General features: G+C 42.9%; 25 protein-coding genes and 1 riboswitch. Of the genes, 1 reads left to right on the forward strand and 24 read right to left on the reverse strand.

The features are described 5' to 3' along the window. Window positions 1-8: 8 nt before the first annotated feature. The 9 genes from MKY52_RS28595 to MKY52_RS28635 all read right to left on the reverse strand — a co-directional run bounded on the left by MKY52_RS28595 (window position 9) and on the right by MKY52_RS28635 (window position 6,631). The gene (locus MKY52_RS28595) at window positions 9-581 is read right to left on the reverse strand and encodes a TetR/AcrR family transcriptional regulator (RefSeq protein ID WP_341055183.1); all 573 of its coding nucleotides are present in this window, start codon (window positions 579-581) and stop codon (window positions 9-11) included. Between the two features lies 1 nt (window position 582). Then, window positions 583-1,299: an MBL fold metallo-hydrolase gene (locus tag MKY52_RS28600; RefSeq protein WP_341055680.1), complete on the reverse strand. Its 717-nt coding sequence runs from the start codon at window positions 1,297-1,299 to the stop codon at window positions 583-585. Between the two features lie 83 nt (window positions 1,300-1,382). Then, window positions 1,383-1,850, reverse strand: coding sequence for a DUF6773 family protein (locus tag MKY52_RS28605; protein WP_341055184.1), 468 nt, complete (start codon window positions 1,848-1,850; stop codon window positions 1,383-1,385). 2 nt (window positions 1,851-1,852) lie between these two features. Beyond that, a complete protein-coding gene (locus tag MKY52_RS28610; protein WP_042132222.1) occupies window positions 1,853-2,032 on the reverse strand; it encodes a helix-turn-helix transcriptional regulator in 180 nt (59 codons plus the stop codon). 240 nt (window positions 2,033-2,272) lie between these two features. Continuing rightward, the gene (locus MKY52_RS28615; RefSeq protein ID WP_341055185.1) at window positions 2,273-2,875 is read right to left on the reverse strand and encodes a nitroreductase family protein; all 603 of its coding nucleotides are present in this window, start codon (window positions 2,873-2,875) and stop codon (window positions 2,273-2,275) included. Between the two features lie 120 nt (window positions 2,876-2,995). Continuing rightward, window positions 2,996-3,772, reverse strand: a complete 777-nt coding sequence (gene pstB, locus MKY52_RS28620; protein WP_042188599.1) for a phosphate ABC transporter ATP-binding protein PstB — start codon at window positions 3,770-3,772, stop codon at window positions 2,996-2,998. 39 nt (window positions 3,773-3,811) lie between these two features. After that, a complete protein-coding gene (gene pstA / locus MKY52_RS28625; protein ID WP_042128135.1) occupies window positions 3,812-4,708 on the reverse strand; it encodes a phosphate ABC transporter permease PstA in 897 nt (298 codons plus the stop codon). Further along, entirely contained in the window at window positions 4,705-5,607 is a 903-nt protein-coding gene (pstC, locus tag MKY52_RS28630; RefSeq protein ID WP_042128137.1) for a phosphate ABC transporter permease subunit PstC, read from the reverse strand. Before pstC ends, pstA begins: the two co-directional genes overlap by 4 nt. Before the next feature lie 91 nt (window positions 5,608-5,698). Beyond that, complete coding sequence (locus MKY52_RS28635; protein ID WP_042132223.1) at window positions 5,699-6,631, reverse strand: phosphate ABC transporter substrate-binding protein; 933 nt, start codon at window positions 6,629-6,631, stop codon at window positions 5,699-5,701. A gap of 332 nt (window positions 6,632-6,963) precedes the next feature. On the opposite strand from MKY52_RS28635, the gene MKY52_RS28640 reads away from it, so the two are divergent. Continuing rightward, complete coding sequence (locus MKY52_RS28640; RefSeq protein WP_341055186.1) at window positions 6,964-7,848, forward strand: LysR family transcriptional regulator; 885 nt, start codon at window positions 6,964-6,966, stop codon at window positions 7,846-7,848. Window positions 7,849-7,913: 65 nt separating this feature from the next. Here MKY52_RS28640 and MKY52_RS28645 read toward each other — a convergent pair whose 3' ends face one another. From MKY52_RS28645 to queF, 15 genes are all read right to left on the reverse strand, one after another. Beyond that, window positions 7,914-8,903 (reverse strand): substrate-binding domain-containing protein, encoded by a 990-nt coding sequence (locus MKY52_RS28645; RefSeq protein WP_341055187.1) that lies wholly within the window; start codon window positions 8,901-8,903, stop codon window positions 7,914-7,916. After that, window positions 8,900-10,684, reverse strand: a complete 1,785-nt coding sequence (locus tag MKY52_RS28650) for a cache domain-containing sensor histidine kinase (RefSeq protein WP_341055190.1) — start codon at window positions 10,682-10,684, stop codon at window positions 8,900-8,902. The genes MKY52_RS28645 and MKY52_RS28650 overlap by 4 nt, the downstream gene beginning before the upstream one ends. Then, window positions 10,681-12,291, reverse strand: coding sequence for a response regulator (locus MKY52_RS28655; RefSeq protein ID WP_341055191.1), 1,611 nt, complete (start codon window positions 12,289-12,291; stop codon window positions 10,681-10,683). Before MKY52_RS28655 ends, MKY52_RS28650 begins: the two co-directional genes overlap by 4 nt. Window positions 12,292-12,404: 113 nt before the next feature. Then, window positions 12,405-13,385, reverse strand: a complete 981-nt coding sequence (locus tag MKY52_RS28660) for an ABC transporter substrate-binding protein (RefSeq protein WP_341055192.1) — start codon at window positions 13,383-13,385, stop codon at window positions 12,405-12,407. A 60-nt stretch (window positions 13,386-13,445) separates the two neighbouring features. Continuing rightward, the gene (locus tag MKY52_RS28665) at window positions 13,446-14,438 is read right to left on the reverse strand and encodes an ABC transporter permease (RefSeq protein ID WP_076283610.1); all 993 of its coding nucleotides are present in this window, start codon (window positions 14,436-14,438) and stop codon (window positions 13,446-13,448) included. 32 nt (window positions 14,439-14,470) lie between these two features. Then, entirely contained in the window at window positions 14,471-15,970 is a 1,500-nt protein-coding gene (locus MKY52_RS28670; protein WP_341055193.1) for a sugar ABC transporter ATP-binding protein, read from the reverse strand. A 241-nt stretch (window positions 15,971-16,211) separates the two neighbouring features. Then, window positions 16,212-17,057: a class I SAM-dependent methyltransferase gene (locus MKY52_RS28675; RefSeq protein WP_341055194.1), complete on the reverse strand. Its 846-nt coding sequence runs from the start codon at window positions 17,055-17,057 to the stop codon at window positions 16,212-16,214. Window positions 17,058-17,089: 32 nt separating this feature from the next. After that, on the reverse strand, window positions 17,090-18,004 hold the full coding sequence (locus tag MKY52_RS28680; RefSeq protein WP_341055196.1) for a DMT family transporter: 915 nt from the start codon (window positions 18,002-18,004) through the stop codon (window positions 17,090-17,092). A gap of 142 nt (window positions 18,005-18,146) precedes the next feature. After that, the gene (locus MKY52_RS28685; RefSeq protein WP_341055197.1) at window positions 18,147-19,283 is read right to left on the reverse strand and encodes a zinc-dependent alcohol dehydrogenase; all 1,137 of its coding nucleotides are present in this window, start codon (window positions 19,281-19,283) and stop codon (window positions 18,147-18,149) included. Window positions 19,284-19,365: 82 nt separating this feature from the next. Beyond that, the gene (locus MKY52_RS28690) at window positions 19,366-20,184 is read right to left on the reverse strand and encodes a VanW family protein (RefSeq protein WP_341055199.1); all 819 of its coding nucleotides are present in this window, start codon (window positions 20,182-20,184) and stop codon (window positions 19,366-19,368) included. Next, window positions 20,185-20,709 (reverse strand): cysteine hydrolase family protein, encoded by a 525-nt coding sequence (locus MKY52_RS28695; RefSeq protein WP_341055201.1) that lies wholly within the window; start codon window positions 20,707-20,709, stop codon window positions 20,185-20,187. It abuts the gene before it with no gap. 128 nt (window positions 20,710-20,837) lie between these two features. Then, window positions 20,838-21,560: a 7-carboxy-7-deazaguanine synthase QueE gene (gene queE, locus MKY52_RS28700; protein ID WP_341055203.1), complete on the reverse strand. Its 723-nt coding sequence runs from the start codon at window positions 21,558-21,560 to the stop codon at window positions 20,838-20,840. Continuing rightward, entirely contained in the window at window positions 21,553-22,035 is a 483-nt protein-coding gene (locus MKY52_RS28705; RefSeq protein WP_076298716.1) for a 6-pyruvoyl trahydropterin synthase family protein, read from the reverse strand. Before MKY52_RS28705 ends, queE begins: the two co-directional genes overlap by 8 nt. Continuing rightward, the gene (gene queC, locus MKY52_RS28710) at window positions 22,035-22,697 is read right to left on the reverse strand and encodes a 7-cyano-7-deazaguanine synthase QueC (RefSeq protein ID WP_341055204.1); all 663 of its coding nucleotides are present in this window, start codon (window positions 22,695-22,697) and stop codon (window positions 22,035-22,037) included. Before queC ends, MKY52_RS28705 begins: the two co-directional genes overlap by 1 nt. A gap of 29 nt (window positions 22,698-22,726) precedes the next feature. Then, window positions 22,727-23,200: a preQ(1) synthase gene (queF, locus tag MKY52_RS28715; RefSeq protein ID WP_042193989.1), complete on the reverse strand. Its 474-nt coding sequence runs from the start codon at window positions 23,198-23,200 to the stop codon at window positions 22,727-22,729. Window positions 23,201-23,363: 163 nt separating this feature from the next. After that, window positions 23,364-23,407: riboswitch (PreQ1 riboswitch) on the reverse strand. Between the last annotated feature and the right edge of the window lie 26 nt (window positions 23,408-23,433).

Consider the following 23,433-nt stretch of genomic DNA (forward strand, 5'->3'; position numbering starts at 1 on the left):
GTACTCCACTATTTAGACTTCATATTTCCGATCCCAGCAATATATGTACTGATGAGCCGAGATAGGCTTACATTCGTATCAAGCGCCATTCCAAAACCGCCCTTTTGTTCCAAAGAGGCAAAGCCATGCAGAATACTTCGTAACCCGCGTACTGCATGAATTTCTCCTTCCTCACCCAATTGATAATCCTTCATCACATGAATGATAAGCTTCAAAATATGATCACTTACCGTTTCCAGCTCCGTATTTGCCTGTTCAGGGGCTCGCAACGTTGTCTCGTATAATCCAGGTCTGCTTCTAGCAAAGTCCACATACGCTCGCCCCATCGCCTGTACAGCGGCGTCTCCACTAAAGCCTTTAGCTGCGTTGCTCATTGCATTGGAAAGCTCCCCTAGTCCATAAATTGCAAGTTGTGTGCGCAATTCCTGTAGCCCGTTAATGTGATTGTATAAAGACGGAGAACGAACACCTAATTTGTTAGCCAATGCGGCTAAGGTTACGGCCTCTATCCCTTCATGATCGGCGATTTCTGCTGCTGCAATAACTAGCGTACGACGATCTAATCCTGCTCTAGGTGACATTTTAATTACTCCTATCTTGAATCATTTGTACTTTATGAATAGCTTTCTCCATGGTTTGTACTGGGTTTCTAAGTAAGTCTCCATGTCCAGTAGCCAGTATAGTCGGGGAAGCCTCTAGAAGCTTAATTGCACTTTTTAATGCTTGATCTTTACTCCAGGTTGCCAGAGCCGGAAACGGAAACCAAGGAATTACGGTTCCTGAAACTGCGGTTCCCCGGAAGGTTTGAAAAGCATCTCCAACGATAACAGCGCCGCTTCGTGAATCAATGAAAGACATAGATCCAGGGGTATGACCAGGAGTTAGAATTGCTGTTAATGAACCAATGGTATCTCCATCATAGAGCAATACATCTGGTCTCGTTGTTACCTTCTTGGGCACGCCTCCCTTTATAGGAGTCCGAGGTTCTCCCTCACGAAGTGAACGATCTCCACTAAGCAATGCTGCATCCCTTTCTGAAATGTACACCTGAGCCTCTGGAAGCTGTCTCTTTAGCTCATCCAGTGCACCTATATGATCATCATGAGCATGCGTCAATATAATACGAGTGATCTTTTTATCAAGCTTCGCTGCGGTATCTATAATTCCTTTTACACTGAACGGCATTGCCGCATCTATCAAAGTCAACTCATTCTCTTCCTCAATGATGTAACAATTCACAGGAAAAACTCTTGGCATCCAAGTTAGCTGTAATAAATGACCTTCACGCGTTACTCTCATCATTACCCCTCCATAAAACTAATGGTATTAGCTTAAATATAAACTAATCACATTAGTTTTACAAGAGTGAATTTTTCACCCAACTAACCCTCTAGACTTTTGTCCGCATTTTTATTAGATCTCTTAATAATGAACCACTGCATCCATGTAATCCCAACGAAAAATATAACGGAACCCACAAGGGTGCTCATGATACTTTTAGCAATATCCAACTCCCCGGCTTCTCTAAAATCAGATAGGAACATTAAAGCGGCCCATATTAACGTACTGACAGCTCCCCCAATTAAATTGATTTTCTTATACCGTCTTACATCGCCTTCTTTACTCGGTAGCAGATATATTCCATTTTTTACGGAACGAACAGTTATATACAAACACCCTGCCATCACAATCACAAACGTATCCAACCAATACTTAATGTCCCATTGCAGAATAAACACTTTTACCAAAAGACTAACCATAAAGCTCACTAACACAATCATAAAACCATGCGTACTAAACTTCTGAATTTCACTGATAATCCGCTCATCCTTAATCCTTGTCCTGCTCACCCTTATTCCTCCCAAAAAATATCGTTTAAAGATCGATCCAATGCCTTGCAGATAGCTATGCACAACTTAAGCGTTGGGTTATAGTTCCCGGCTTCAATCAGACCAATCGTCTGTCTTGTAACCCCTACAACTTCCGCTAACTGTTCTTGGGAAAGATCTTTTTGTATACGTGCCAGTTTCATCTTGATGTTCTTGTTCTCCCCCACGCTTTTCCCTCCTTATTTAATTTCATCCACTTAACCAAATTGTAATCAATATCATTCATTATGTACATTATATATTGCTATAAACATTTAACGCGATTTTGCTATCCAACCATACGACATTAGGAGCTTGAACTTACAACAAAAAAGCACCCCTTCGGATGCTTCGGATATATATTCTTTTAATATTCATTATTCAAATACCGTAAAACCTTCTGCTTATTCCACTACATCGTTCTCTGGATAGCTATCAATGATCTTCAATAGTGCAGAAGCATCCGTTCGTGGACGGCTGTCTGGCACAGTCTCCGGGTATCCGGCATGGATCATAGCTATGATCTTCTCTCCAGGCTTCACACCAATTTTGTTACGGAATTCAGGATTATTGATATAAGGATCGGTCTTCCAAATCGTTCCCACACCTTGCTCCCAAGCCGCTAGCTGGAAGTTCTGCACAAGTGCTGACGCTGCTGCAAAATCCTCATCCCACTCTCTCTGCCGAGGATCCTCAGGCATCACCACAATTAACGTTAATGGAATATTTGAGATATATTCTTTTCGCTTAGCAGCCACTTCAGGATCAGAAAAAGCACGTTTCACGAAAGCAAATGCCGCTTCAGCCAAGAACTTTGTACCATCACCTTGAAAAGCAATAAATCTCCACGGCTCACGCACCCCATGGTTCGGCGCCCATACAGCTACATTTAACAATTCCTCTAAGAGACCTTGTGGCAGTGAATCTTTTTTAAAAAGCTTAATAGAGCGTCTTTCTCTTATTACTTCAGCTACGCTATTCTTTTGAGTCGGTTGAGTTTGTGTCATGAGATCCACTCCCTATAATAATAATGATAATCATTATCATTAATGATACAGTATCTATCTGCCTTTTGCAAATAATAGAAACAAAAAACACCGTTCCCTAAGGAACGATGTTGAAAGGCTTCAGCCGAAACGACCCATAATATATTCTTGTGTCATTTGATTCTCTGGATTAGTAAAAACCTTATCCGTCTTATCGTATTCTATAAGGGATCCCAGATAGAAGTAAGCCGTATAATCAGAAATCCGTGCAGCTTGCTGCATGTTGTGTGTCACGATTACTATGCGTAGCTCTTCTTTTAACTCCTTGATGAGCTCCTCTACTTTACCAGTGGAAACCGGATCTAGTGCGGATGCTGGTTCGTCCAAGAGTAGAATTTGTGGGTTAACTGACAACGCTCTTGCAATACAAAGGCGCTGCTGTTGTCCACCGGACAAAGCTAATGCTGAATCTTTTAACCGGTCCTTCACTTCATCCCACAACGCTGCTTTACGAAGGCTGCTCTCTACAATCTCATCGAGTGCTTTTTTTCCTTTTACCCCATGGTACTTCGGTCCAAAGGCGATGTTATCATAAATGGATTTATAGAACGGATTGGGCTTTTGCCAAACCATACCGATCTTCTGACGCAGTTTGATAACGTCTGTCCCAGGAGCATTAATATCAACGCCATCAATCCAGATGCTTCCTTTGGTTGTTGATCCGGAGATTTCGTCATTCATACGGTTCAGTGAACGAAGAAAGGTTGATTTACCGCAGCCGGATGGGCCGATCAGTGCAGTAACCGTATTTTCAGCAAAAGGAAGACTAATCCCCTTTACTGCCTCATATGTTCCATAAAAAATACTCAGGTCCTCGGTTTGAAAAGATTCACGCACTGCTGTTGCCGACGTTCCCATCGATTACTCCTCCTACATCTCTACTTTAGTTTTTAGGAATTAGTTCATTCTTTTTGAAGCTGTAAGCTTACGATAAATAAATCTACCGAAATAACGTGCTGCCAAGTTGAAGATTAACACCATAATTACAAGTACTGCTGAAGCTCCCGCAGCAATTTGCGCGGCATCGGGAGCAAGGCCTTCACTATTTACCTTCCAGATATGAACAGCCAGTGTTTCAGCTGGACGGAAAGGATTCAGTGGTGAGTTCGGACTAAGTGGATTCCAGTTAGTGAAATCTAGTCTTGGGCTACTCATTCCTGCAGTGAACATCAACGCGGCTGCTTCCCCAAAGACACGGCCAGCAGACAAAATAGTACCCGTAATAATCGTTGGTAATGCTACTGGGAACAACACGGAGGTTACAATTTTCCACTTAGACAATCCTAGTGCAAAACCAGCCTCTTTTTGTTGCTTCGGAACACTACGGAAAGCTTGCTCAGTAATCCGAACCATCAGCGGTAGATTAAAGACCGTCAATGCCAGTGCTCCAGAGATTAAGGAAAAGCCAAGATTAAAATAGTTAACAATCAGCAATAGACCAAACAAGCCGACTACGATTGAAGGGAACGAAGATAATACCTCAACAATTAAGCGAATAAAGCCGGTGATTTTTCCCGGACGTGCATATTCAGCCATGTAAATACCGGCACCCAGTCCTAGAGGTACTGTAATTATTAGCGTGAGTACCAAAAGGAATAAGGAGTTGAATAGCTGAGGGCCAATTCCTCCACCTGCTCGAATTTTTTGCGGTGCAGAGAATAGAAAATCCCAACTAATGTGACTAAGACCTCGAAAGAGGATATATCCTAATAGACCAACCAGAATAGCTACGATGAGTAATGCGAAAAACACAATAAGGCTTGTGGCAATTTTATTTACGGTTCTCGGCTTCAAATTTTATTTCTCCTTTCAAGCAGTCTCACAAAGAAGACAAATACAAAGGTCATCAGCATAAGAACCAGTGCCATACTCCACAGAGCATTATTGTGCGCAGAGCCCATGGTTGTGTTCCCCATTCCAAGCGTGATTACACTCGTCAGGGTAGAAGCTGATTCAAAGAGTGATTTTGGTACGAATGGCGCATTCCCGATAACCATCTGTACAGCAAGGGCTTCACCGAATGCACGTGCCATCCCCAGTACAATACCAGTCATAATAGCAGGAAACGTTGTCGGAATAATCACTCGAGAGATCGTCTGCCACCGGGTGGCACCAAGCGCATAGGAGGATTCCTTTAAATTTTGCGGCAATGAAGCCAGCGCGTCTGCAGCCACGCTTGTAATCGTCGGAAGAATCATGACCGAGAGCACAAGCGCGCCTGCAGCTACCCCGATGCCTTGACCAGGCAGGTTGTTGCGTAGAAACGGTACAATAACACTTAATCCGATGAAACCATAAACAACTGAAGGGATACCTGCCAACAGCTCGATTACGGGCTGAAGCAATTTTTTGCCCCATCCTGGGACAATCTCAGTCATGAACAGCGCAGCGCAAAGGCTAAGTGGACTAGCAATCAATGCTGCAAGTAGAGTAACTAAGAAGGATCCAGTAATAAACGGAAAAGCACCAAAGGATGGCGTATCTGCTTCAGGTGACCACTTTGTTCCGAATAGAAAATCAGTAACGCTAACATCACCGCTTGTGAAAGTTGAAATCCCTTTAGACGCCACAAAATATACCATCGATACAATGATTGTTATCAATAGCAGTACACAGAAGGACATATATGTACGTCCCACAAAATCTTCAATATGATGTTTCTCGATGCGTGAGTTCTTTAGTTTCACCCTCAATTGCTCCCTCTTTCTAAAGTGAAAAGAGAGGCAGATGTATCCGCCTCTAATCACTTGAGATTCTAATCCTTACTAATTACTTAGAAGTGAATTACTTAGCTGTAACATTTCCTGCAACGTCACGAGTCACTTGCATTTTTACTGCTGGAATGTATCCAAGCTCAACGACTTCACCTGTTTGTACTTCGTCTGTCAAGAAAAAGTCAAGGAATGCTTTTACTGTTTCATTTGGTTCGCCGTTTGTGTACATGTGCTCGTAAGCCCATACTGGATATTTACCAGAAATAACATTGTCTACAGATGCTTCTACACCATCAAGGCTAAGTGTTTTGATTGAATCATCAAGGTATGAAAGAGCCAGATAACCGATAGCCCCTGGAGTTTCTCCGATCATTTTCTTAACAGTACCGGAGGAATCTTCTTGAATCGATCCTGGGATATCTTCAGTTTTAGTTCCAAGTGCAAAGCTTTCAAAGGTTGCGCGAGTACCGGAGCTGCCTGGACGGTTGATGATTTGGATTTTTTGATCCGCTCCGCCAACTTCTTTAAAGTTTGTAACTTTTCCTGTGAAAATATCGATAAGTTGTTGCTTAGTCAAGCTGTCTACGCCAGCATCCGGATGAGTTACTGCTGCGATCGCTACTACTGCTACTTGATGATCTACAAGAGCTGCTGCTTTTTCTGCATCTGCATCTTTTAGTTTTTCTTCTGCGAATACGTCAGAGTTACCGATATCTACTTGTTTCTCAGCTACTTGAGTAAGACCAGTACCACTGCCGCCGCCTTGAACTTGAATGTCCACACCAGCATTTTTATCCATGAAATTCTCGGCTACCAGCTCAACCAATGGTTGTAATGCTGTTGAACCTGAAGCTAGAATCGAACCACTTATTTTAGCGCCGCTACCTTCATTTGTAGCTGCAGCGTTTCCTCCCGTGTTGTTTGCCCCACCATTACCGCAAGCTGAAAGTGCTAGTACGCTTGTTAAAGCCAAAGTCATAACCCAAGATTTTTTGAATTGCATTGTTTTGTCTCCTCCTAAATGTTTTGTTAGCACGGCTTCCTCATACAGTTCATACGGAACTGGCTTCGCAAGCTTTAACATGGTGTTGTGGAGCTTTGGCCCCCATATGCTTGTTTACTGTAAAAGTGCATTGTACGCATATGTTATTGTTGTTGTCCGGAGCTTCTTAGCCCCTCTGACTCTTCTTATTCTAGAGCTCGTTCGTTAGAGAAACTTCTTAACTTTGTAAAGCCAACGATAAAAATACCAATAGAAACTATATATATGTATAGATTTAATCTATAATGGAGATATAATTTGTTATCCAACTTAGCATTGTACGGAGGAAAGTCATGAATATTATGAAGTTAAAGATCGTTATCCTACTTGAAAAATATAAGAAAGTAACTGATGTAGCCGCTGAATTAGGCCTTAAACAACCCACAGTATCTTTTCATATGAAGAATCTAGAGAATGAATTTGGAACGCCTTTATTCCAATATCGAAGTGGAAGAGTACTGCTCACAGATGCGGGTCGGGCCCTTTATCAATATGCGCTCAAGATTGTCTCACTTACAGCCGAAGCTGAACGTACTGTTAAACAGTTTTCTTCACCAACACAAGGTACTTTAAAGCTGGAAGCAAGTTATATACCTGCAACTTATATTTTACCTAAAGCGCTAATCCAATTCATGAAACAATATCCTGGGATTAATAATTCAATGACGATCCAAAGTGATACTTTGTTAAAGGAACGACTCCGAAGCCGAGAAATTCAAATGGCTATTTTACACACTTCTGATTGGCATGATGAATCCTTTAACTTTCAGCTGGTTGTCCGCGACGAGCCTGTGCTCATTTTTGCCCCTGGTCACCCTTTTGCAACTATAGAGAAGTTAACACCAGAACAGATCGCGCTTGAGCCTTGGATTCAGTATGAGGGTGGTTCTTGTTTACGGGGATTTGCGGATCAATGGTCAGAAATAAATCATATTCGCTTGTGGAACCGATCCGAGTTGAATTCACCTGAAACACTAAAGAAGTTAATTAGCGAGGGAGATGGCGTAGGCATTTGTTCTAGAGTTAGCATTGAAGCAGAACTTGCGTTAGGTCGTCTTTGTTATGCTCCTCTACCGGGAGTTTTGCCTGAGAGCGGTGGTTTTGTACTGGCTTGGCGAAAAGATCATATATTAACACCGTTGCAGCAATCTTTTGCCGATATATTAAACAACAACTAATAGGTCCTCCTATTTTATAAAAGGGAGCGCCCAAAGCCAAAATGGTTTTGAGCGCTCTTATTTGCTTATTCTATAAAGGGAAACATTAACTTTTCATTCTCACTTGTGTACATATTTTCCTTCGTAATGAATTCGGAGCCTGTATCCATAACAGGAGCTACTTTGTGACCTGAAACGACTTCAAGTGCAGTTTTCACTGCCAAGTATCCCATAGTAAAAGGTTTTTGAATCACCGTTCCCAGCATCGTTTCGTTCTCCAGCAACTGAACCTCACTACTTGAATTGTCGAACCCAACCAGCTTCACTTTTGATTTCAAGCCCATATCCATAATTGCCAGTCCCGCACCTAATGTAGAGGGCTCATTGAGACCAATGATTCCCTTTAGTTGTGGCTGATTCTTTAGAAGATCAACAGTTAATTGATATGCCTTCTTCGAAGATCCGTTACTGTAAAGGGTATCCTGCACAAGATTAACTCCATTCTGAGATAAAGCATCCCGAACCCCTTTCTCCCTTTCGATAGCTGTAGCGGAGCCTGGTACAAAATTCATAATGGCGACTTGATCGTCGCTTTGAATATTTTCAATCAACTTCTGCGCTGCTTTACGGCCTGCTTCATAATTATCTGTGGCAATAAAGCTCTCCGATACACCGCCGTTCAGTCCCGAATCCACCGTAACAAGAGTGATACCAGCAGCCTTAATCTGCTCTGCAACCGGAACGAGACGATAATAGTCGGTAGCAGCCAAAATAATGGCATCGGGCTTCTCCTCAATCGCCTGTTCCAGTAATTGAATCTGCTTATCTACATCTAGCTCGGTATCTGTTCCTACCGTATGGACATCTGCACCGAATTCCTTGGCAGCAGTCGCCACCCCTTGTTTCATTACCTCCCAGAATTCAATACTGGTATCGATAGTCTTAGGAACGTAGATAATGGTTCTGACCTTTGGATCAAGATCGTTCATAAACATACGATAACCTACCCACCCGAGCGCTACAATGAAGATTACCAGTAGAGCAGACAAGCCTATTTTCGACCATAGTGAGCTCATGGATTCTCCTCCTCATAGAGCGCAGGAATTCTTAAAGTGACCGTCGTCCCTTCTTCCATTTCACTCGTAAAAGACAACCCGTAATGGTCACCGAAATATAGCTGAATGCGATGGTTCACATTTGCGACGCCAACCCCGCTGCCAATCCTGTAATCTGCCTTTTGAAGCAATAACTTGTTCATCTGCTCTGGATTCATACCAACACCATTATCAATAACCTGAATGGTAATATCGTTTTTCTCTTTTTTACCTCTAATCAGGATGTGCCCTTGCTCAGGATTATGCTTTATCCCATGATAAATCGCATTTTCAACTAAGGGTTGAAGGACCAATTTCAATATACTGCATTCAAGAATGTCTTCATCCACTTCTATCGAATATGTGAATTTATGGCGATAGCGCATATTCTGAATCGTTAGATAGTGTCGAATATGTTCTAATTCTCTTGCGATCGGAATCAATTCCTCGCCCTCACCAATCGTAGAACGCATCAGCTTCGATAATGATGAGGTCATTTCGACCACCTCCTCCATCTTACCGGTCTCTGCCATCCAGATGATCGAGTCTAGCGTATTGTACAAAAAGTGGGGCTTAATCTGTGCTTGTAATGCCTTCAACTCACTCACACGCTTCATCTCTTGCTCCATCACAATCTGACTCATCAACTCTTTAATCTTCATAATCATCAGGTTAAATGTTCGGGCAAGCTTGCCAATTTCGTTCGGGCTCTCAATTTCCACACGAATGTCGAACTCTCCGCGTTCAGCTTTTTTCATGTTTATTTCTAGATTCTTAAGTGGCTTAGTTAGTGCGTACGAAAGAAGCACAGATATAGCCATGGCAAAGATGAGACTTACAGCTCCCCACAAGGCAGCTGTACCTTGCATCTGCTGTTTGTTAGCAACCAGGTCATCCGGATAGGTCACCCCCACAATCTTCCAACCAAAGCTGGTTGTATCCACCGTGTACAGCTTCTGTTCGTTCCCAGTGTTCACCGTAACCGACCCGCTTTTAATCCCAAGAACGGTTTCCAATTGCTCAAACTTAAGCTGCGAGTAGATCAGCTGCTGTTGAGGATGATAGACTAGGCTCCCTGACGGATCTACGATGAATACATAGCCGCGTTTTCCCAGTTCGATTTGTTTGCACAAATTGTTAATTACGCTGTAATTAAGATCTACAAGTAGCACACCTTGTCGATCTGCTTCCATTTCTGTAAAGGTATCTGATAGCTTTCTACTGATCGACACTACCCATCGGTATTCATCTTGAAATAAGTGCTGCACATGTGAAGAGGAGACAGCCACTCCCGTCTGGTTCAAAGCTTGCTGATACCACTCTTGAGCAATCAACTCAGGAAGCGGTTTCAAAACCGCGTCCAGTCGATCTGAAACCGTTATACCCTCCGAGCTTGCATACACTATAGAAGAAATGTCGGTGCGGGATTGGACGACAGATCGAAGATATTGGCTGGCTAACTGCTTATCTTTGACTTTCCCTTCTTGTCCCGAACTCGAATCTTTTACATATCTCTCAAGATCACTACTAGTTAATACCAAAGCAGCAATACTCTCCATGTTGCTAATATAATTCTCGATGTTCAGTTTTACTTGTTCTATTAATTGTGAAGTATAGGCTACGGAATTCCCCATGACGGCAGCTGAGGAGAGTCGGTATGAAGTATAGCTCAGAACTATAGTTGTGCAGAGAATAAGAAGGGAAAAAGAAATAGCGATATTATTATGAATACTTCGACTTCGGAAGAAGCGATGAGGGTTCATAGAAGGAGATTTTCCTTCTGTCGCTGTCGATACTCCTTCGGTGTGATCCCAACATTACGTTTGAAAATCACACTAAAGTACTGAGGATCAGCATAGCCAACTCTAGCAGCGATGTCATAAGTCTTCAACTGTGTGACGGTAAGGAGCTCTTTAGCTTTTTCCAAACGGAGACGAGTCAAATACTCAATAAAAGTCTCTCCAGTATGCTGTTTAAAAGTCGCACTGAAATAACTGATGCTCATAAAAATATGGCTGCACAGCTCATTAAGTGAAAAGCTGTCATTACAATAATTCTCCCGAATATAAGCTTCTGCTGCTTTCATCTGAGAGGTTCTGACGGTTGTTCTTTGTTCCGATAGCTTGAGTATCAACTCATGGCAAGTTCTCTCCAAATAATTCCTAGCTTCATCTAAAGTCTTAAGGGCTGCAACCTCAGCAAACATATTATGCGAAACAAGCTCTGTATTTGGGAATCCTATATCGACTACATAGTTCATTAGAGCAACGAGCATTTGGTAGATGCTACTTCGGCAGTCTTCTATAGAAGAGCTATTGCTCTTTAGCTCCTGAAACCATTTTGAGAGGACCTCCGAGATCGCTGATGCTTTACCTGTCTTCAACGCGGATATGAATTGCTTTTCCCATGAAGAGAAATGTGCTTGATCCAATCCTTTGCCGAACTCAAGGTCCTGTATGGAGATAACCTTATCTATGCCTAAAAGATATCGGTATTCTATGGATGAAATCGCTTCCTGGAATGATTGTGGAATTTGCTGTAAATCAGCGTATTTTCTACCGATGCCGATGGTAGCCGTCAGCTTCAAGTACTTGTTCAGGCTGGTTTGTACTTGATCTGCAAGAAGTTGTGTTGTGACTTCGATCTCATCGGAATCCCCTGATAATATCGCAGCGAATTTCCCATCTCTCGTCTGAAATACGACACCGCCCTGCTCCTTCTCAAGTTGCTCCTGCACAATGTTAAAAGCTGCAAAGCGCAGCAGCTCAGCATCAGAAGCAATATCCAGGCTACGATTGTCCATTTCTATATCGATTACGATTGCAAGGTTAGCCTCACCTTGCAGCTGTATATGAAAATAATTCATTTTATTCTCGATCTCGTCGTTTTTCATACGAGTAGTAACAAGCTTCTCCAGAAAACGTTCGCGAAGCAAAGGAAAGCTCTGATTTAATTGCATACGAAGCTTAGCGATATTGGCCTTTTGTAAATGCTCTTCATCCAAATCCTGCTTCATCTTGCTTAGATATTCGGCAAACTCACGAGCATTAATTGGTTTTAACAAATATTCCGTCACCTTCAAGGTTATAGCCTGTTTAGCGTATTCGAAGTCTTCATAACCAGTTACGATAATGACCTTCATGTCCCGGTATCGTTCCATTACAGCTTTAGCCAATCCTAGTCCATCCATAAAGGGCATGCAAATATCTGTAATAATCACATCCGGTCGATACTGCTCGACTGCATCAAGGGCATCTCTGCCGTTATCGAAATCTCCAACAAGTTCAAAACCATGATTATTCCATGCTATCTTCTGTTTAATCCCCTCACGAACCTCGTCTTCATCATCAACTAGAATAATCTTATACATCCAACACCTCCTCAGCTATTGACTCAACGAGTGCATGTAATGTAAATGTTTACCTTTTGGGATAAGCATAATAGAGGTTGCCTTCTTGAGGCAACCTCTATTATTAATCTCTTCTATTCGTACAGCAGAGGTTTGATCTCATCGGAATCTATATTGTTCTTATCGTACCAGTGAAACCCGGTATCAATATTCTTTTCTACGGTTTCCCCTTTAATCGCCTGAACAGCTGCCTTCACCGCTTGATACCCAATACCAATGGGGTCCTGTGTAACAGCGCCAGCTACAACACCACTACGAATAGCATCCATTAACTGTTTACCGGAGTCAAAGCCGATAACCACAATCTTACCACCCATCTGTAATTCATTTACTGCATTAGCTACTCCTACTGCAGATCCTTCGTTTGAGCCATAGATTCCTTTAAGGTCCGGATTGGCTTGCATCATCGCTTTTGCAAGATCCGTGGACTTCAACTGATCTCCGCCGCCATATTGCGGCTCTAACACTTCAATATCTGGATATTTCGCTTTCATTTGTTCTAAGAAGCCATCTCGACGCTGTTGACCTGTGCTGCTTGTTTGGTCATGTACAACTAAACCTACTTTACCCTTTTTGCCGATCAACTCAGCCATTTTATCAGCTGCCAAAGCTGCTGCCGCTTTATTGTCAGTCGCTGCGGTTGCTACAGGAATATCGCTATCTACACCAGAGTCAAAGCCAATGATTGGAATATTGTTTTCCTTTGCCTTATCCAGATATGGAATCGCTGCTTTGCTATCTAGAGCTGCTAACGCGATTGCTGCTGGTTTCTTATCTAGCGCCGTCTGCAGCATCTCAATTTGTTTATCTACCTGACTCTCATTTTCAGGTCCTTCAAACGTAATCTCGACATTAAACTCCTTGGCAGCCTTCTCGGCTCCTTGCTTCACCGCTTGCCAGAATTGATGCTGGAAGCCTTTTGAAATGACTGGGATATATGGTTTGTCTGAACCGGATGCACTCTTTTTGCTATCACTGTTGTTACAAGCACCAAGTAAGGTAGTAGCCAATAACAAACTGGCAAGCATGATAATCCCTCTTCGACGTTGTTTCATTTAAATCTTCCCCCTCGTCATTTGCTTTGTATATCACTCCGAATGGAGATAATACCTCGTTCATTGCTTCCGTCTACGAAGAATATCAGCATACACTGCTATGATGATTACAACACCAACAATGACTGTCCGCCATTCCTGAGCAACGGACATAATCTGTAAGCCATTCGTCAGTACACTCATAATCAGTGCACCAATAATTGTACCTAGAATAGAACCTACGCCCCCGCTTAAAGATGTGCCTCCAATGACGACAGCCGCTATAGCTTCAAGTTCATAACCAGTGCCAAGTGATGGTTGGGCTGAATTTAGACGTGATGCCATCAGGATACCAGCGATTCCGCTGAAAATCCCTGTGATGGTATAGATCACAATCTTCCATTTGACCGTATTCACACCTGATAAGCGAGTTGCTTCTTCATTGCTGCCAAGTGCAAAGTTATAGCGTCCAATAATGGTCTTCGATAAGATGATGCTTGCGATAACACCGAGCAATAGGAAGATTACGATGGTGTTAGGAATGCCTGGGATCATCTTGCCCATTGCAATCTTGGCAAAAATCGGATCATCATTGAAATAAATCGGCTTGGCACCCGTTATGACAAGTGACAATCCTTTAGTGACCATCATGATCGCTAGAGTAGCAATGAAAGGTGGAATATTCATTTTCGCCACCATTAAACCACTTATAAAACCGCATAGTGCACCAGCTAGAATCCCGCCTACAATTCCGAGTGGAACAGGTAGACCCCAGAATGTAATGATGACGCCAACCATCACCGAGGAGAAGGTCATCACAGTACCCAAAGCAAGGTCGATCCCGCCCGTAATAATTACAAAGGTTGCGCCCAGCGCTAATACCCCAATTACAGCTGTCGAGACGAGGATTCCAACTAGGTTAGAAAACTGAAAAAAGTTACTTGATGCTACGGAAAATACGATGACCAGAATGATCAAACTTGCGAATGCTAGTAATTTTTGTTTAAATCCTGATTGCGCCCCGGTTTGCTTCGAGCTGATAGGCTGGCTAATCCCTTTATCTGCGATCTTCATGACCTTGACACCTCCGATAAACTCTTGAACGATTATGAACGCATCGTCGCATATTTCATTATCGCTTCTTGCGATGCTTCTTCTGCGAGTAGTTCACCAGTTATACGTCCTTCACACATGACAATAATGCGATGGCTCATTCTTAGAATCTCTGGGAGATCTGAAGAGACTATAATGATCGCTTTTCCCTCACCTGCTAGCTGATCAAGCAACTTATAGATCTCACTTTTCGCTCCTACATCAATACCACGTGTTGGCTCGTCGAAGATCAACACATCGCAATCTCTTGTTAACCATTTCCCGATAACTACTTTTTGCTGATTCCCACCGGATAAGAATTTGACTTTTTGACTTACACTTGGAGTCTTGGTTGCTAGTGCTTCCGCATGCTGCTCCGCGGACTTTCGCATCTCCCGATCCCTCATCCATCCGAATGCATTACGGAATTTATAGAAGGAAGCAATCGCATTATTCATGCTAATGTCCATATCAACAAGCAGCCCGTAGCGTTTGCGATCTTCGGACAAATAGCCAATTCCATGCTGCACGGCTTGATGAGGCTGTTTTATACGAACCGTATTTCCATGCAGCTTAATCTCACCCTTATCGATAGGATCAGCCCCAAATACGGCACGAACAACCTCAGTACGTCCAGCGCCCATTAATCCAGCGAAGCCCAGAATCTCACCTTTATTCAGATGAAAGCTGATATCCTTCAACATTTGCCCACTGGATAAGTTACGAACCTCTAGTACGACTTGCTCTGTCTGTAACGAAAGCGTTGGCTTCGACGTTTGATACAGTTCACGACCAACCATCATGCTAATAATCTGATCAATGGTTATTGAATCCGTCCGAACAGTATCCACGTAACAACCATCCCGCATGACTGTAATGCGGTCTGTGATCCGTTTCAACTCATCCATGCGGTGAGAGATGTATATAATACCTACACCTTTTTCTCGTAATTGCTCGATCATACGGAATAACTCGTTAATTTCCGTATCTGTCAACGCTGCAGTTGGTTCATCCATGATCAGTACCTCCGCATTGAAGGACAAAGCTTTGGCGATTTCAACCATTTGCTGATTAGCAACTGTCAGATCTGAGACCAAAGTCTTCGGATCTAGTTTTAGATTCATCTGATCAAACAGTTCCTGCACCTTACGATTTAGCTCCAGATCATCAACGAACCATTTCAGTGCCTTGCGCGGCTCACGACCAATAAATATATTTTGGGCCACTGTAAGATGCGGCATTAGATTCAGTTCCTGATGAATGATACTAATCCCGAGTTCCTGCGCAGCGCGAGTATTAGCAATCTCCACCTCAGATCCCTTGTACCACATCTGACCCGCATCCTTGGAATAGACTCCTGTTGCAATCTTCATTAAGGTAGACTTTCCTGCGCCATTTTCACCGACTAAGGCATGCACTTCCCCACGCTTCAGCTCAAATTGACATTGATTCAATGCATGAACACCAGGAAAAAATTTATCAATCCCCGCCATTCGTAGTAATACTTCGTCCATTTCATATCCACCTCAAATCCTTTATGAATGCCTTTTTGTAAAGTAATCGCTTTCAAATGTTGAATGTAAAATTATTGTATTACCTATAAGTTTCCAAAGTAATGGAATATTCTCCGTAAAAAAGTTTAAAATTTTATGTTTTGAAGCAAGCAAAAAAGACCACACCGTCCTTTTACGGACGAAGTAGCCTTTAGATCAGCTCATATGTGTATAACAGTTGTAATCCTTACATTCGAATAGCCTACAGGATCTGCCCCTTTCCAGCCACCAAGGTGAATGTCTTTGGTATTCCTTTATCATAAACATCCGAGGATAGATTGGGTTCTTCGATCAATTGGCGGATCACAAGCCCTGAACTGGCAGCAGCAGTTACAATTTCTCCAAGTGTCCAGCGGCGCCAATATACAACGCTATGTTCCTGTTCGGCTATTGGTTTGCCTGTGGAAGGCAAATACTTAGAGTACGAGACCTTTTTTTCTTCCAATGTCGTATCGAAATAGTCCCCGCTAACTTTGTGCTTACGAACCTTCGCTGTAGAACCCTTAGAGGATATCAGCTTAGTTGTCACAGGATGGAAATCACGTAGAACAAAAATCCCACCAGGAGAAAGTAAATGGTGGACGGTTTCCATAAACGGTGCTAGGTCGGTAAAGTAGTGTACAATTCCTAATTCAGCAAATACGATATCATATGAACCATCGAGCACGTGATCTGGCAGCTTAAGAACATCTGATACGATATAGTTAAGCTGAACACCTGCTTCTTGTGCGAGATCAGCTGCATAACGCGCATTAGCTTCTGAGAAGTCAGCAACAGTAACATCCGCTCCAAGTAATGACAGCGCGACTGCTTTCATACCGTTTGATCCCATGAGATTCATCATCTTTTTACCCTGTACATCTCCAAAATAAGAAGAGAGCGGGTACAGCTTAGCACTTGGTTCCTTGATTAACTTGGCTGAAGCCTCAGACGGTGTACCAAATCGGGCAACCCAAGCTGTGTACGTGTCTTCGTTCCATAGTTCCTCACTCGTTGGCGCAGTGCCTTTTCCAGGATGCAGTTCTAAATTTTGATCTTGTTCTTCCATACCTTGCGACCCCTTTATGATTAAAATATCTGTTATGAAGCATTCTGAATGGCATCTGCCACCTGAATCGTTTTCTTTCTTCCAGCGTACAAATATACGCCCAGTCCTAACATAACCAAAAGTCCACCTGCCCATTGTAGCGCAGTTAATTGTTCACCCAAGAGCAGATAAGCAAGGATACTAGCCCCCACTGGTTCTCCTAAGATGTTCATAGATACCGTAGTTGCGGATACATACTGAAGCAGCCAATTAAATAAAATATGACCAAACACCGTAGGAACCACTGCTAGCAATAGGAAAATCCCCCACTCTTTCGCAGGATAATTGAAAAAGGAAATCCCCATAATCAGATTGTATATGGCAAACACACCAGCCGCTGATAAGAAAACTATCAAGCTGTACAGGTATGAGGGCATGCGCACTACAAGCTTTTGACCGATAAGCATATGCATAGCTACCGCTACTGTTCCTCCAACCGATAACAAATCACCTTTAAGATTATCTGCAGAGATACCAATATCTCCCCAACCGATAAACACTACTCCGCCAATAGCAATACTCAGCCCCAGAATAGCAGACACAGCCGTTTTTTCCTTATACAAAAAATAAACGCCCAGCATAATAAACACTGGCTCCAGCGCCATGATCATCGTTGAACTAGCTACCGAAGTATACTTCAAAGAGCCCATCCAAAGCAAAAAATGTAGAGCTAGCATAGTGCCTGAGAGCACTAGCATGATCCAGTCTTTTTTACGAAGAGCGAACGCTGCTCCGCTGTATGGTCTTGCAAAAGGCAACATCAGCAGCGAGGTGAACAACAGCCGATACATTCCTTGTATAGATGCTGGCGCTGCAGACCACTTAATAAAAATGGCGGAAAAAGAGATGGCCACAATCCCAATCAACATTAAAATCGGAATAGGAAGTGGCGGTTTTTTAAGCTTCACATGGTACGCGTCCTTTCACTATCTTAAGTCACTTATGTTAATTTAACGCAGACCGTGAAAAAATGCATCTATTTTCATTAGATTTCACTAAAAAAAAGCATAAGCAATGTCATTTCTGACGAGAGCTCATGCTTCTTAAAGGCTAAGGTTTCAAAACCACCTTTATGCAATCCTCTTTTTTCTCACTAAAAATGTCATAGCCATGCTCCGCTTTGCTGATAGGCAAGCGATGTGTAATGATATCTGTGGGATCAAATTTATTCTCTTTAATCATCTTATATAGCAAAGGCATATAGTGGATCACTGGAGCCTGTCCCATTTTTAAAGTAATGTTGCGTTCGAATAGATGACCCAAAGGGAACATATTGTAATTAAGCCCATAAACTCCTACAAGCTGAATAGTTCCGAATTTACGTACGATATCCGAGGCCATTCTAAATGCACTGAGTGAGCCTCCCTGTAGCTTCAGAGTGGTTTCCACTTTCTCCAAAGCAGATATTTTGGCGTCCAAACCTACACAGTCAATAACTACATCTGCGCCCCCATGTGTTATCTCCTTCAAATGAGCTTCAATATCCTTAATCTCTTCAAAGTTGTAAATTTCGACATTATTGGTCAGCTTCGCATGCTGCAGACGGTAGCCAATATGATCAACCGCAATGACTCTTGAGGCGCCTTTGATCCAGGCAAATTTCTGAGTAAGCAGTCCAACAGGCCCGCAGCCGAGAACAATGACTGTATCCCCTGGCTTCACTCCGCCGCTTTCGACTCCCCACCAAGCAGTAGGCACAATATCAGATAAGAAAAGAATTTTCTCATCTTCCATTTCTGCATCCTCAGGAACGACAAAAGGGCCGAAATTACCATAAGGTACCCGCAGCAATTCAGCTTGCCCGCCAGCAAAGCCGCCATAAGTATCAGAATAACCTAAATAACCGCCTGTATCCTTGGCCTCGTTAGAATTGTCGCATTGACTCTCCATCTCATGCTGGCAGAAGTAGCACTGACCACAGGCTACATTAAAGGGAATAATGATCCGGTCGCCTTTCTTGACTTTAGTTACGTCTGGACCGGTCTCCTCAACAATCCCCATGGGCTCATGACCAATAACATAGTCATCATGCATACCTGGAATTTCACCGTTAAAAATGTGCAGATCTGAGCCACAAATCGCTGTAGAAGTAATTCGAACAATAATGTCATCCTTTTTTTCAATCTTCGGATCAGCAACCTCTTTAACTTTCACTTTCTTCTTCCCTTGGTAGGTTAATGCTTTCATGCTGTTAATCCGCTCCTTTGAAGTATAGCATAGGATAGAACGATAACGTGTCTTCTATGTTATAACCCATTACCTTATCCTCTTATCCATGAAGAAGCGGAGAATACATCATAAGCGCATAATTATCCGTTACAGCTTCATCTCCAAGTAGCTCTCCGGTCCGTGTATATACTTTTCGACTAATCTTGTTACTGCGTATATACCCTCCCCAAGGTTCTAAACTAATCCTATGATCACTTTCGTACACTTCATATTTATAAAGGGACTGCTCATCGCATCTCCATTCCCCATGCAAATGGCTGTCATCCAGCCAGAGCTTTAATTGATACGTTTGATTCGTGTTATTCTTCACTTGAAGATCCAAATAATTATAAGAACAGGTGGCCCCGCTTCCAAATGGCTGTGTACGCTGTTCATCTGGAAATACATCATAGCTGTGCCGATGCCGTTCTGTAACCGTAAGAGGTGTATGCAGTGTCATCCAGTAGATCAGATTGGACAACTGGCACAGTCCCCCGCCGACTCCAGAATGGAAGCCACCATAATGAAGCACCATCCCGTCCAGATACCCTTTTCGCTTACTGGGCTTACCGATGCTTCTCCAATAGGAAAAAGTCTCACCCGGGCGCACCAAGAGCCCATCTAGTTTCGCTATCGCCAGACGTAAATTGGTTATTTTATTGTATTGAAGCACCATATCTACATTCCGTAGACTTCTTAATAACGGTGTAGCATGAGTCATCACTTCATTAGATAAAATTCCACTAGTGCGCTGCTTCGCCACCTTGCTGCGGCTAGTGCACCATTTCAAATATCTTTTCCAAATAAAATATCGCTTTCCGGCAAATAGTCTAAGTCGAGAACGCTGAATAGGTTTCATGGCAGCCTGAGGTGTACTCATCTAGAACTGAACCTCGCTTTCAGCTCGTAACTGGGCGAATCTCCCTCCGATTACTGCATTATGATGCTTAACGATCTCACTACTATTGAGAACCCCATTATCAAAGGTGCTATGAGCATCTTGGACGAGAACATTCTTATACCCCATACTGTATGCGCGTCTTATTGTCGTATCTAGGCAGAACTCACTTTGCATCCCACAAATCACCAGATTCGTGATCCCCAGCTTCTGTAGCTCCTCTTGCAGTTCGGTTCGGTGAAAAGCATCCCAAGTAGACTTCTCCACAATAACTTCACCTTCCTGCGGTGTGATACGGTGACTGATCTGCCATGTGGACGTACCTTTTGTATATTCCTCATCTTCGGTGTGTTGAATATAAACTATTGGAGTACCTGCTACCCTAGCTTTGTTCTGAAGGGAAATAATTCTCTCCATTACACCCTCTTCATCGTACAGCTTTTGATCAGGATAGGAGAACATAGCTTCTTGAACATCGATAATTAATAGTGCAGTTGAATTTCCCATTTAGTACCTCCTACAACTTTTATGAAAATCATACCAGATTATGGGACATTCTATCTACCTATTTAAAGGCTTAAATCAATAAAAAAAGGGCATCTGCTGAGCAGACACCCGTTACATTTAAATACTTTTTACTTGCCACGCTTATTATGCCAGATCAATGCATGCAGCTGTGGAAGGACACGTACTCTATTCATATCAGAGTCTACGATTACTTTATTAAACAACCATTCCAGCCTTCCCAAAAGTCGAGCAGAAATGTCGCCTTCTTCAGTGACATCATCATTCCCAGGCTGCAGAAAGAGCTGCACATTGGGATATCGCTCATGAATGTCTTTTGCATAATCAAAATCCTTATCGTCAAACACTACGACCTTCAAGCTATGCGTAGAACGACCCAGTTTCTCCATTTTACTCATGATGTTATCTAGAATTTCCCAATTCGTTGTCATTCCTGAGCTTGGGGGTTTAGGGCTAATTGTCAACACATCCACGTCATTGAACCACTCCTGCCATTTACTCCCCTGAGTTTCTATTGCAGCTTGAATCCCGCGCTCATGTAGCAGGTTAATAAAAGTGCCCATCCCGTCACCAATCAAAGCAGGATTTCCGCCTGAAATCGTAACACAGTCGAAATTATCTCCAGCTATAGCTAAAAGTTCATTCATAATTTCATCCGAGGTCATCATTCGAACCTTATCCTTAGCAGTACCATCCCAAGTAAAAGCAGAGTCACACCAGCCACAGCGATAATCGCAGCCATAGGTGCGGACAAACATCGTCTTCACTCCAATTACCGCACCTTCGCCTTGAATAGTCGGACCGAACATTTCAATTACAGGAATCTTACTCACAGTCACAGCCTCCATATAAACGGTAGGATGGCCCTTCATCCGGAACATCTTCAGCCAGCACCTCAGCCCAGGAGGTTGGAGTCTCCCATAGCTTTACCGAGTACAAAGGCAACCCTGCTTGCTTAAGCTTGTAGGCAATATATGAAGACATATTCTCCACTGTGGTGCGGAAAGACAACAAGGCTACTTTGGAGCCCGTATTCGTTAACGTCTCTAACACAGGTTCATTTCCCATAGCAAGAAAAGCGTGATCTAAACGATCTACAAGGCTTTGTTGCACAGTCGTCTTGATATCGCTGAAGTCAATAACAAACCCTTCGTCTGAATGGCCTTCCGTAGCCTCTGGTTTGCCCTTAAGCACTACTTCGAGCTTATAAGTATGTCCATGGAGATTGCTGCATTTCCCTTTGTGACCAATTAATTGATGCGCCGCATCAAACGTAAATATTTTGCAGACTGAAACCTCGTTAAGCATTAAGATCCGGCCTCCATTTTCTCCGCCTCATATTGCTCAAGACCACGCTGACGCAACAGACAGGCTGGACAAGTACCGCAGCCACTGCCAATAATACCGTTGTAACAGGTCAATGTGTGTTCGCGAACATAATCAAAATAACCAAGTTCATCTGCCATCTTCCACGTTTCTTTTTTATCCAGCCACATCAATGGAGTGTGTATCGCAAACTCATAGTCCATAGATAAATTCAGCGTAACATTCAATGATTTCACAAATACATCACGGCAGTCCGGATACCCGCTAAAGTCCGTTTGGCAGACACCAGTGACGATATGGGAGTAACCCAATTGTTTAGCTAATATTGCGGAAAAAGATAAAAATAACAGATTCCGTCCGTCAACAAATGTACTAGGAAGCTCATCACCTTCGCCAGCAACGATATCAATATCCTGGCGGGTTAGTGCATTTGGTGCCAGCTGATTAAGCAGCCCAAGATCAAGGATATGCTGTTTTACATTAAACTTAGCTGCTATTTCTGTAGCAACTTCGATTTCAGCTGCATGACGCTGATTATAATTAAAGGTAACTACCTGCACTTCCTCAAACTGCTTCAATGCCCAAACCAGGCAAGTGGTGCTATCTTGTCCGCCGCTAAATACGACGAGTGCTTTTTTGTTCATCTTAATCTCTCCTTATCAACTTGTTGGGATTAGCGGTTATCCACTTTTTCCGGATAGAGGTCGTGATTCATTAAGCGGTGCTCCGCCATCGCCTCATACTTCGTACCCGGTCTTCCATAGTTGCAATAAGGATCAATAGATATGCCTCCACGCGGAGTGAACTTGCCCCATACCTCAATATATCGTGGGTCCATCAGTGAGATCAGATCATTCATAATAATGTTGACGCAGTCCTCATGAAAGTCACCGTGGTTACGGAAGCTAAACAGATACAGCTTTAATGATTTAGATTCCACCATTTTCTGTTCAGGAATATACGAAATATACAATGTGGCAAAATCCGGCTGACCTGTAACAGGACATAAGCTAGTAAACTCAGGGCAGTTGAATTTAACAAAATAATCACGCCCTGGATGCTTGTTATCAAACACCTCAAGAATAGCTGGATCATAACCAAACTTGTACTGCGTTCCCTGATTACCAAGTAAAGTGACTTCTTGCATTTCCTCTTTCAATCTTCCTTCTGACACGACAAAAAACCCCTCTCTTTTCCTTCGGCCTTGGCCGGTAATGGAAAGAAGAACGAGATTTCGAAAACTTTGCTCCACTAAGAAGAAACGGAAGCAACATCCGGGTTAAGGACTGCATCCGCTTATAAGATTTAAGATACTCTTAGTTTTTTATAGAGGGAGTTCGCGAACCTCTCCTGCACAATCCGTGCAGACTTCTTCTTCAT

This window comes from Paenibacillus sp. FSL P4-0184 (assembly GCF_038004625.1).
In the GTDB taxonomy this organism is placed as follows: domain Bacteria; phylum Bacillota; class Bacilli; order Paenibacillales; family Paenibacillaceae; genus Paenibacillus_AQ.

Bases quoted from the DNA above. Each gene is read 5' to 3' on its own strand.
- MKY52_RS28595 (WP_341055183.1), bottom strand. From the start codon at position 581: ATGTCACCTAGAGCAGGATTAGATCGTCGTACGCTAGTTATTGCAGCA.
- MKY52_RS28600 (WP_341055680.1), bottom strand. From the start codon at position 1,299: ATGAGAGTAACGCGTGAAGGTCATTTATTACAGCTAACTTGGATGCCA.
- MKY52_RS28610 (WP_042132222.1), bottom strand. From the start codon at position 2,032: ATGAAACTGGCACGTATACAAAAAGATCTTTCCCAAGAACAGTTAGCG.
- MKY52_RS28615 (WP_341055185.1), bottom strand. From the start codon at position 2,875: ATGACACAAACTCAACCGACTCAAAAGAATAGCGTAGCTGAAGTAATA.
- pstB (WP_042188599.1), bottom strand. From the start codon at position 3,772: ATGGGAACGTCGGCAACAGCAGTGCGTGAATCTTTTCAAACCGAGGAC.
- MKY52_RS28635 (WP_042132223.1), bottom strand. From the start codon at position 6,631: ATGCAATTCAAAAAATCTTGGGTTATGACTTTGGCTTTAACAAGCGTA.
- MKY52_RS28640 (WP_341055186.1), top strand. From the start codon at position 6,964: ATGAATATTATGAAGTTAAAGATCGTTATCCTACTTGAAAAATATAAG.
- MKY52_RS28645 (WP_341055187.1), bottom strand. From the start codon at position 8,903: ATGAGCTCACTATGGTCGAAAATAGGCTTGTCTGCTCTACTGGTAATC.
- MKY52_RS28650 (WP_341055190.1), bottom strand. From the start codon at position 10,684: ATGAACCCTCATCGCTTCTTCCGAAGTCGAAGTATTCATAATAATATC.
- MKY52_RS28655 (WP_341055191.1), bottom strand. From the start codon at position 12,291: ATGTATAAGATTATTCTAGTTGATGATGAAGACGAGGTTCGTGAGGGG.
- MKY52_RS28660 (WP_341055192.1), bottom strand. From the start codon at position 13,385: ATGAAACAACGTCGAAGAGGGATTATCATGCTTGCCAGTTTGTTATTG.
- MKY52_RS28665 (WP_076283610.1), bottom strand. From the start codon at position 14,438: ATGAAGATCGCAGATAAAGGGATTAGCCAGCCTATCAGCTCGAAGCAA.
- MKY52_RS28670 (WP_341055193.1), bottom strand. From the start codon at position 15,970: ATGGACGAAGTATTACTACGAATGGCGGGGATTGATAAATTTTTTCCT.
- MKY52_RS28675 (WP_341055194.1), bottom strand. From the start codon at position 17,057: ATGGAAGAACAAGATCAAAATTTAGAACTGCATCCTGGAAAAGGCACT.
- MKY52_RS28685 (WP_341055197.1), bottom strand. From the start codon at position 19,283: ATGAAAGCATTAACCTACCAAGGGAAGAAGAAAGTGAAAGTTAAAGAG.
- MKY52_RS28690 (WP_341055199.1), bottom strand. From the start codon at position 20,184: ATGAGTACACCTCAGGCTGCCATGAAACCTATTCAGCGTTCTCGACTT.
- MKY52_RS28695 (WP_341055201.1), bottom strand. From the start codon at position 20,709: ATGGGAAATTCAACTGCACTATTAATTATCGATGTTCAAGAAGCTATG.
- MKY52_RS28705 (WP_076298716.1), bottom strand. From the start codon at position 22,035: ATGCTTAACGAGGTTTCAGTCTGCAAAATATTTACGTTTGATGCGGCG.
- queC (WP_341055204.1), bottom strand. From the start codon at position 22,697: ATGAACAAAAAAGCACTCGTCGTATTTAGCGGCGGACAAGATAGCACC.
- queF (WP_042193989.1), bottom strand. From the start codon at position 23,200: ATGCAAGAAGTCACTTTACTTGGTAATCAGGGAACGCAGTACAAGTTT.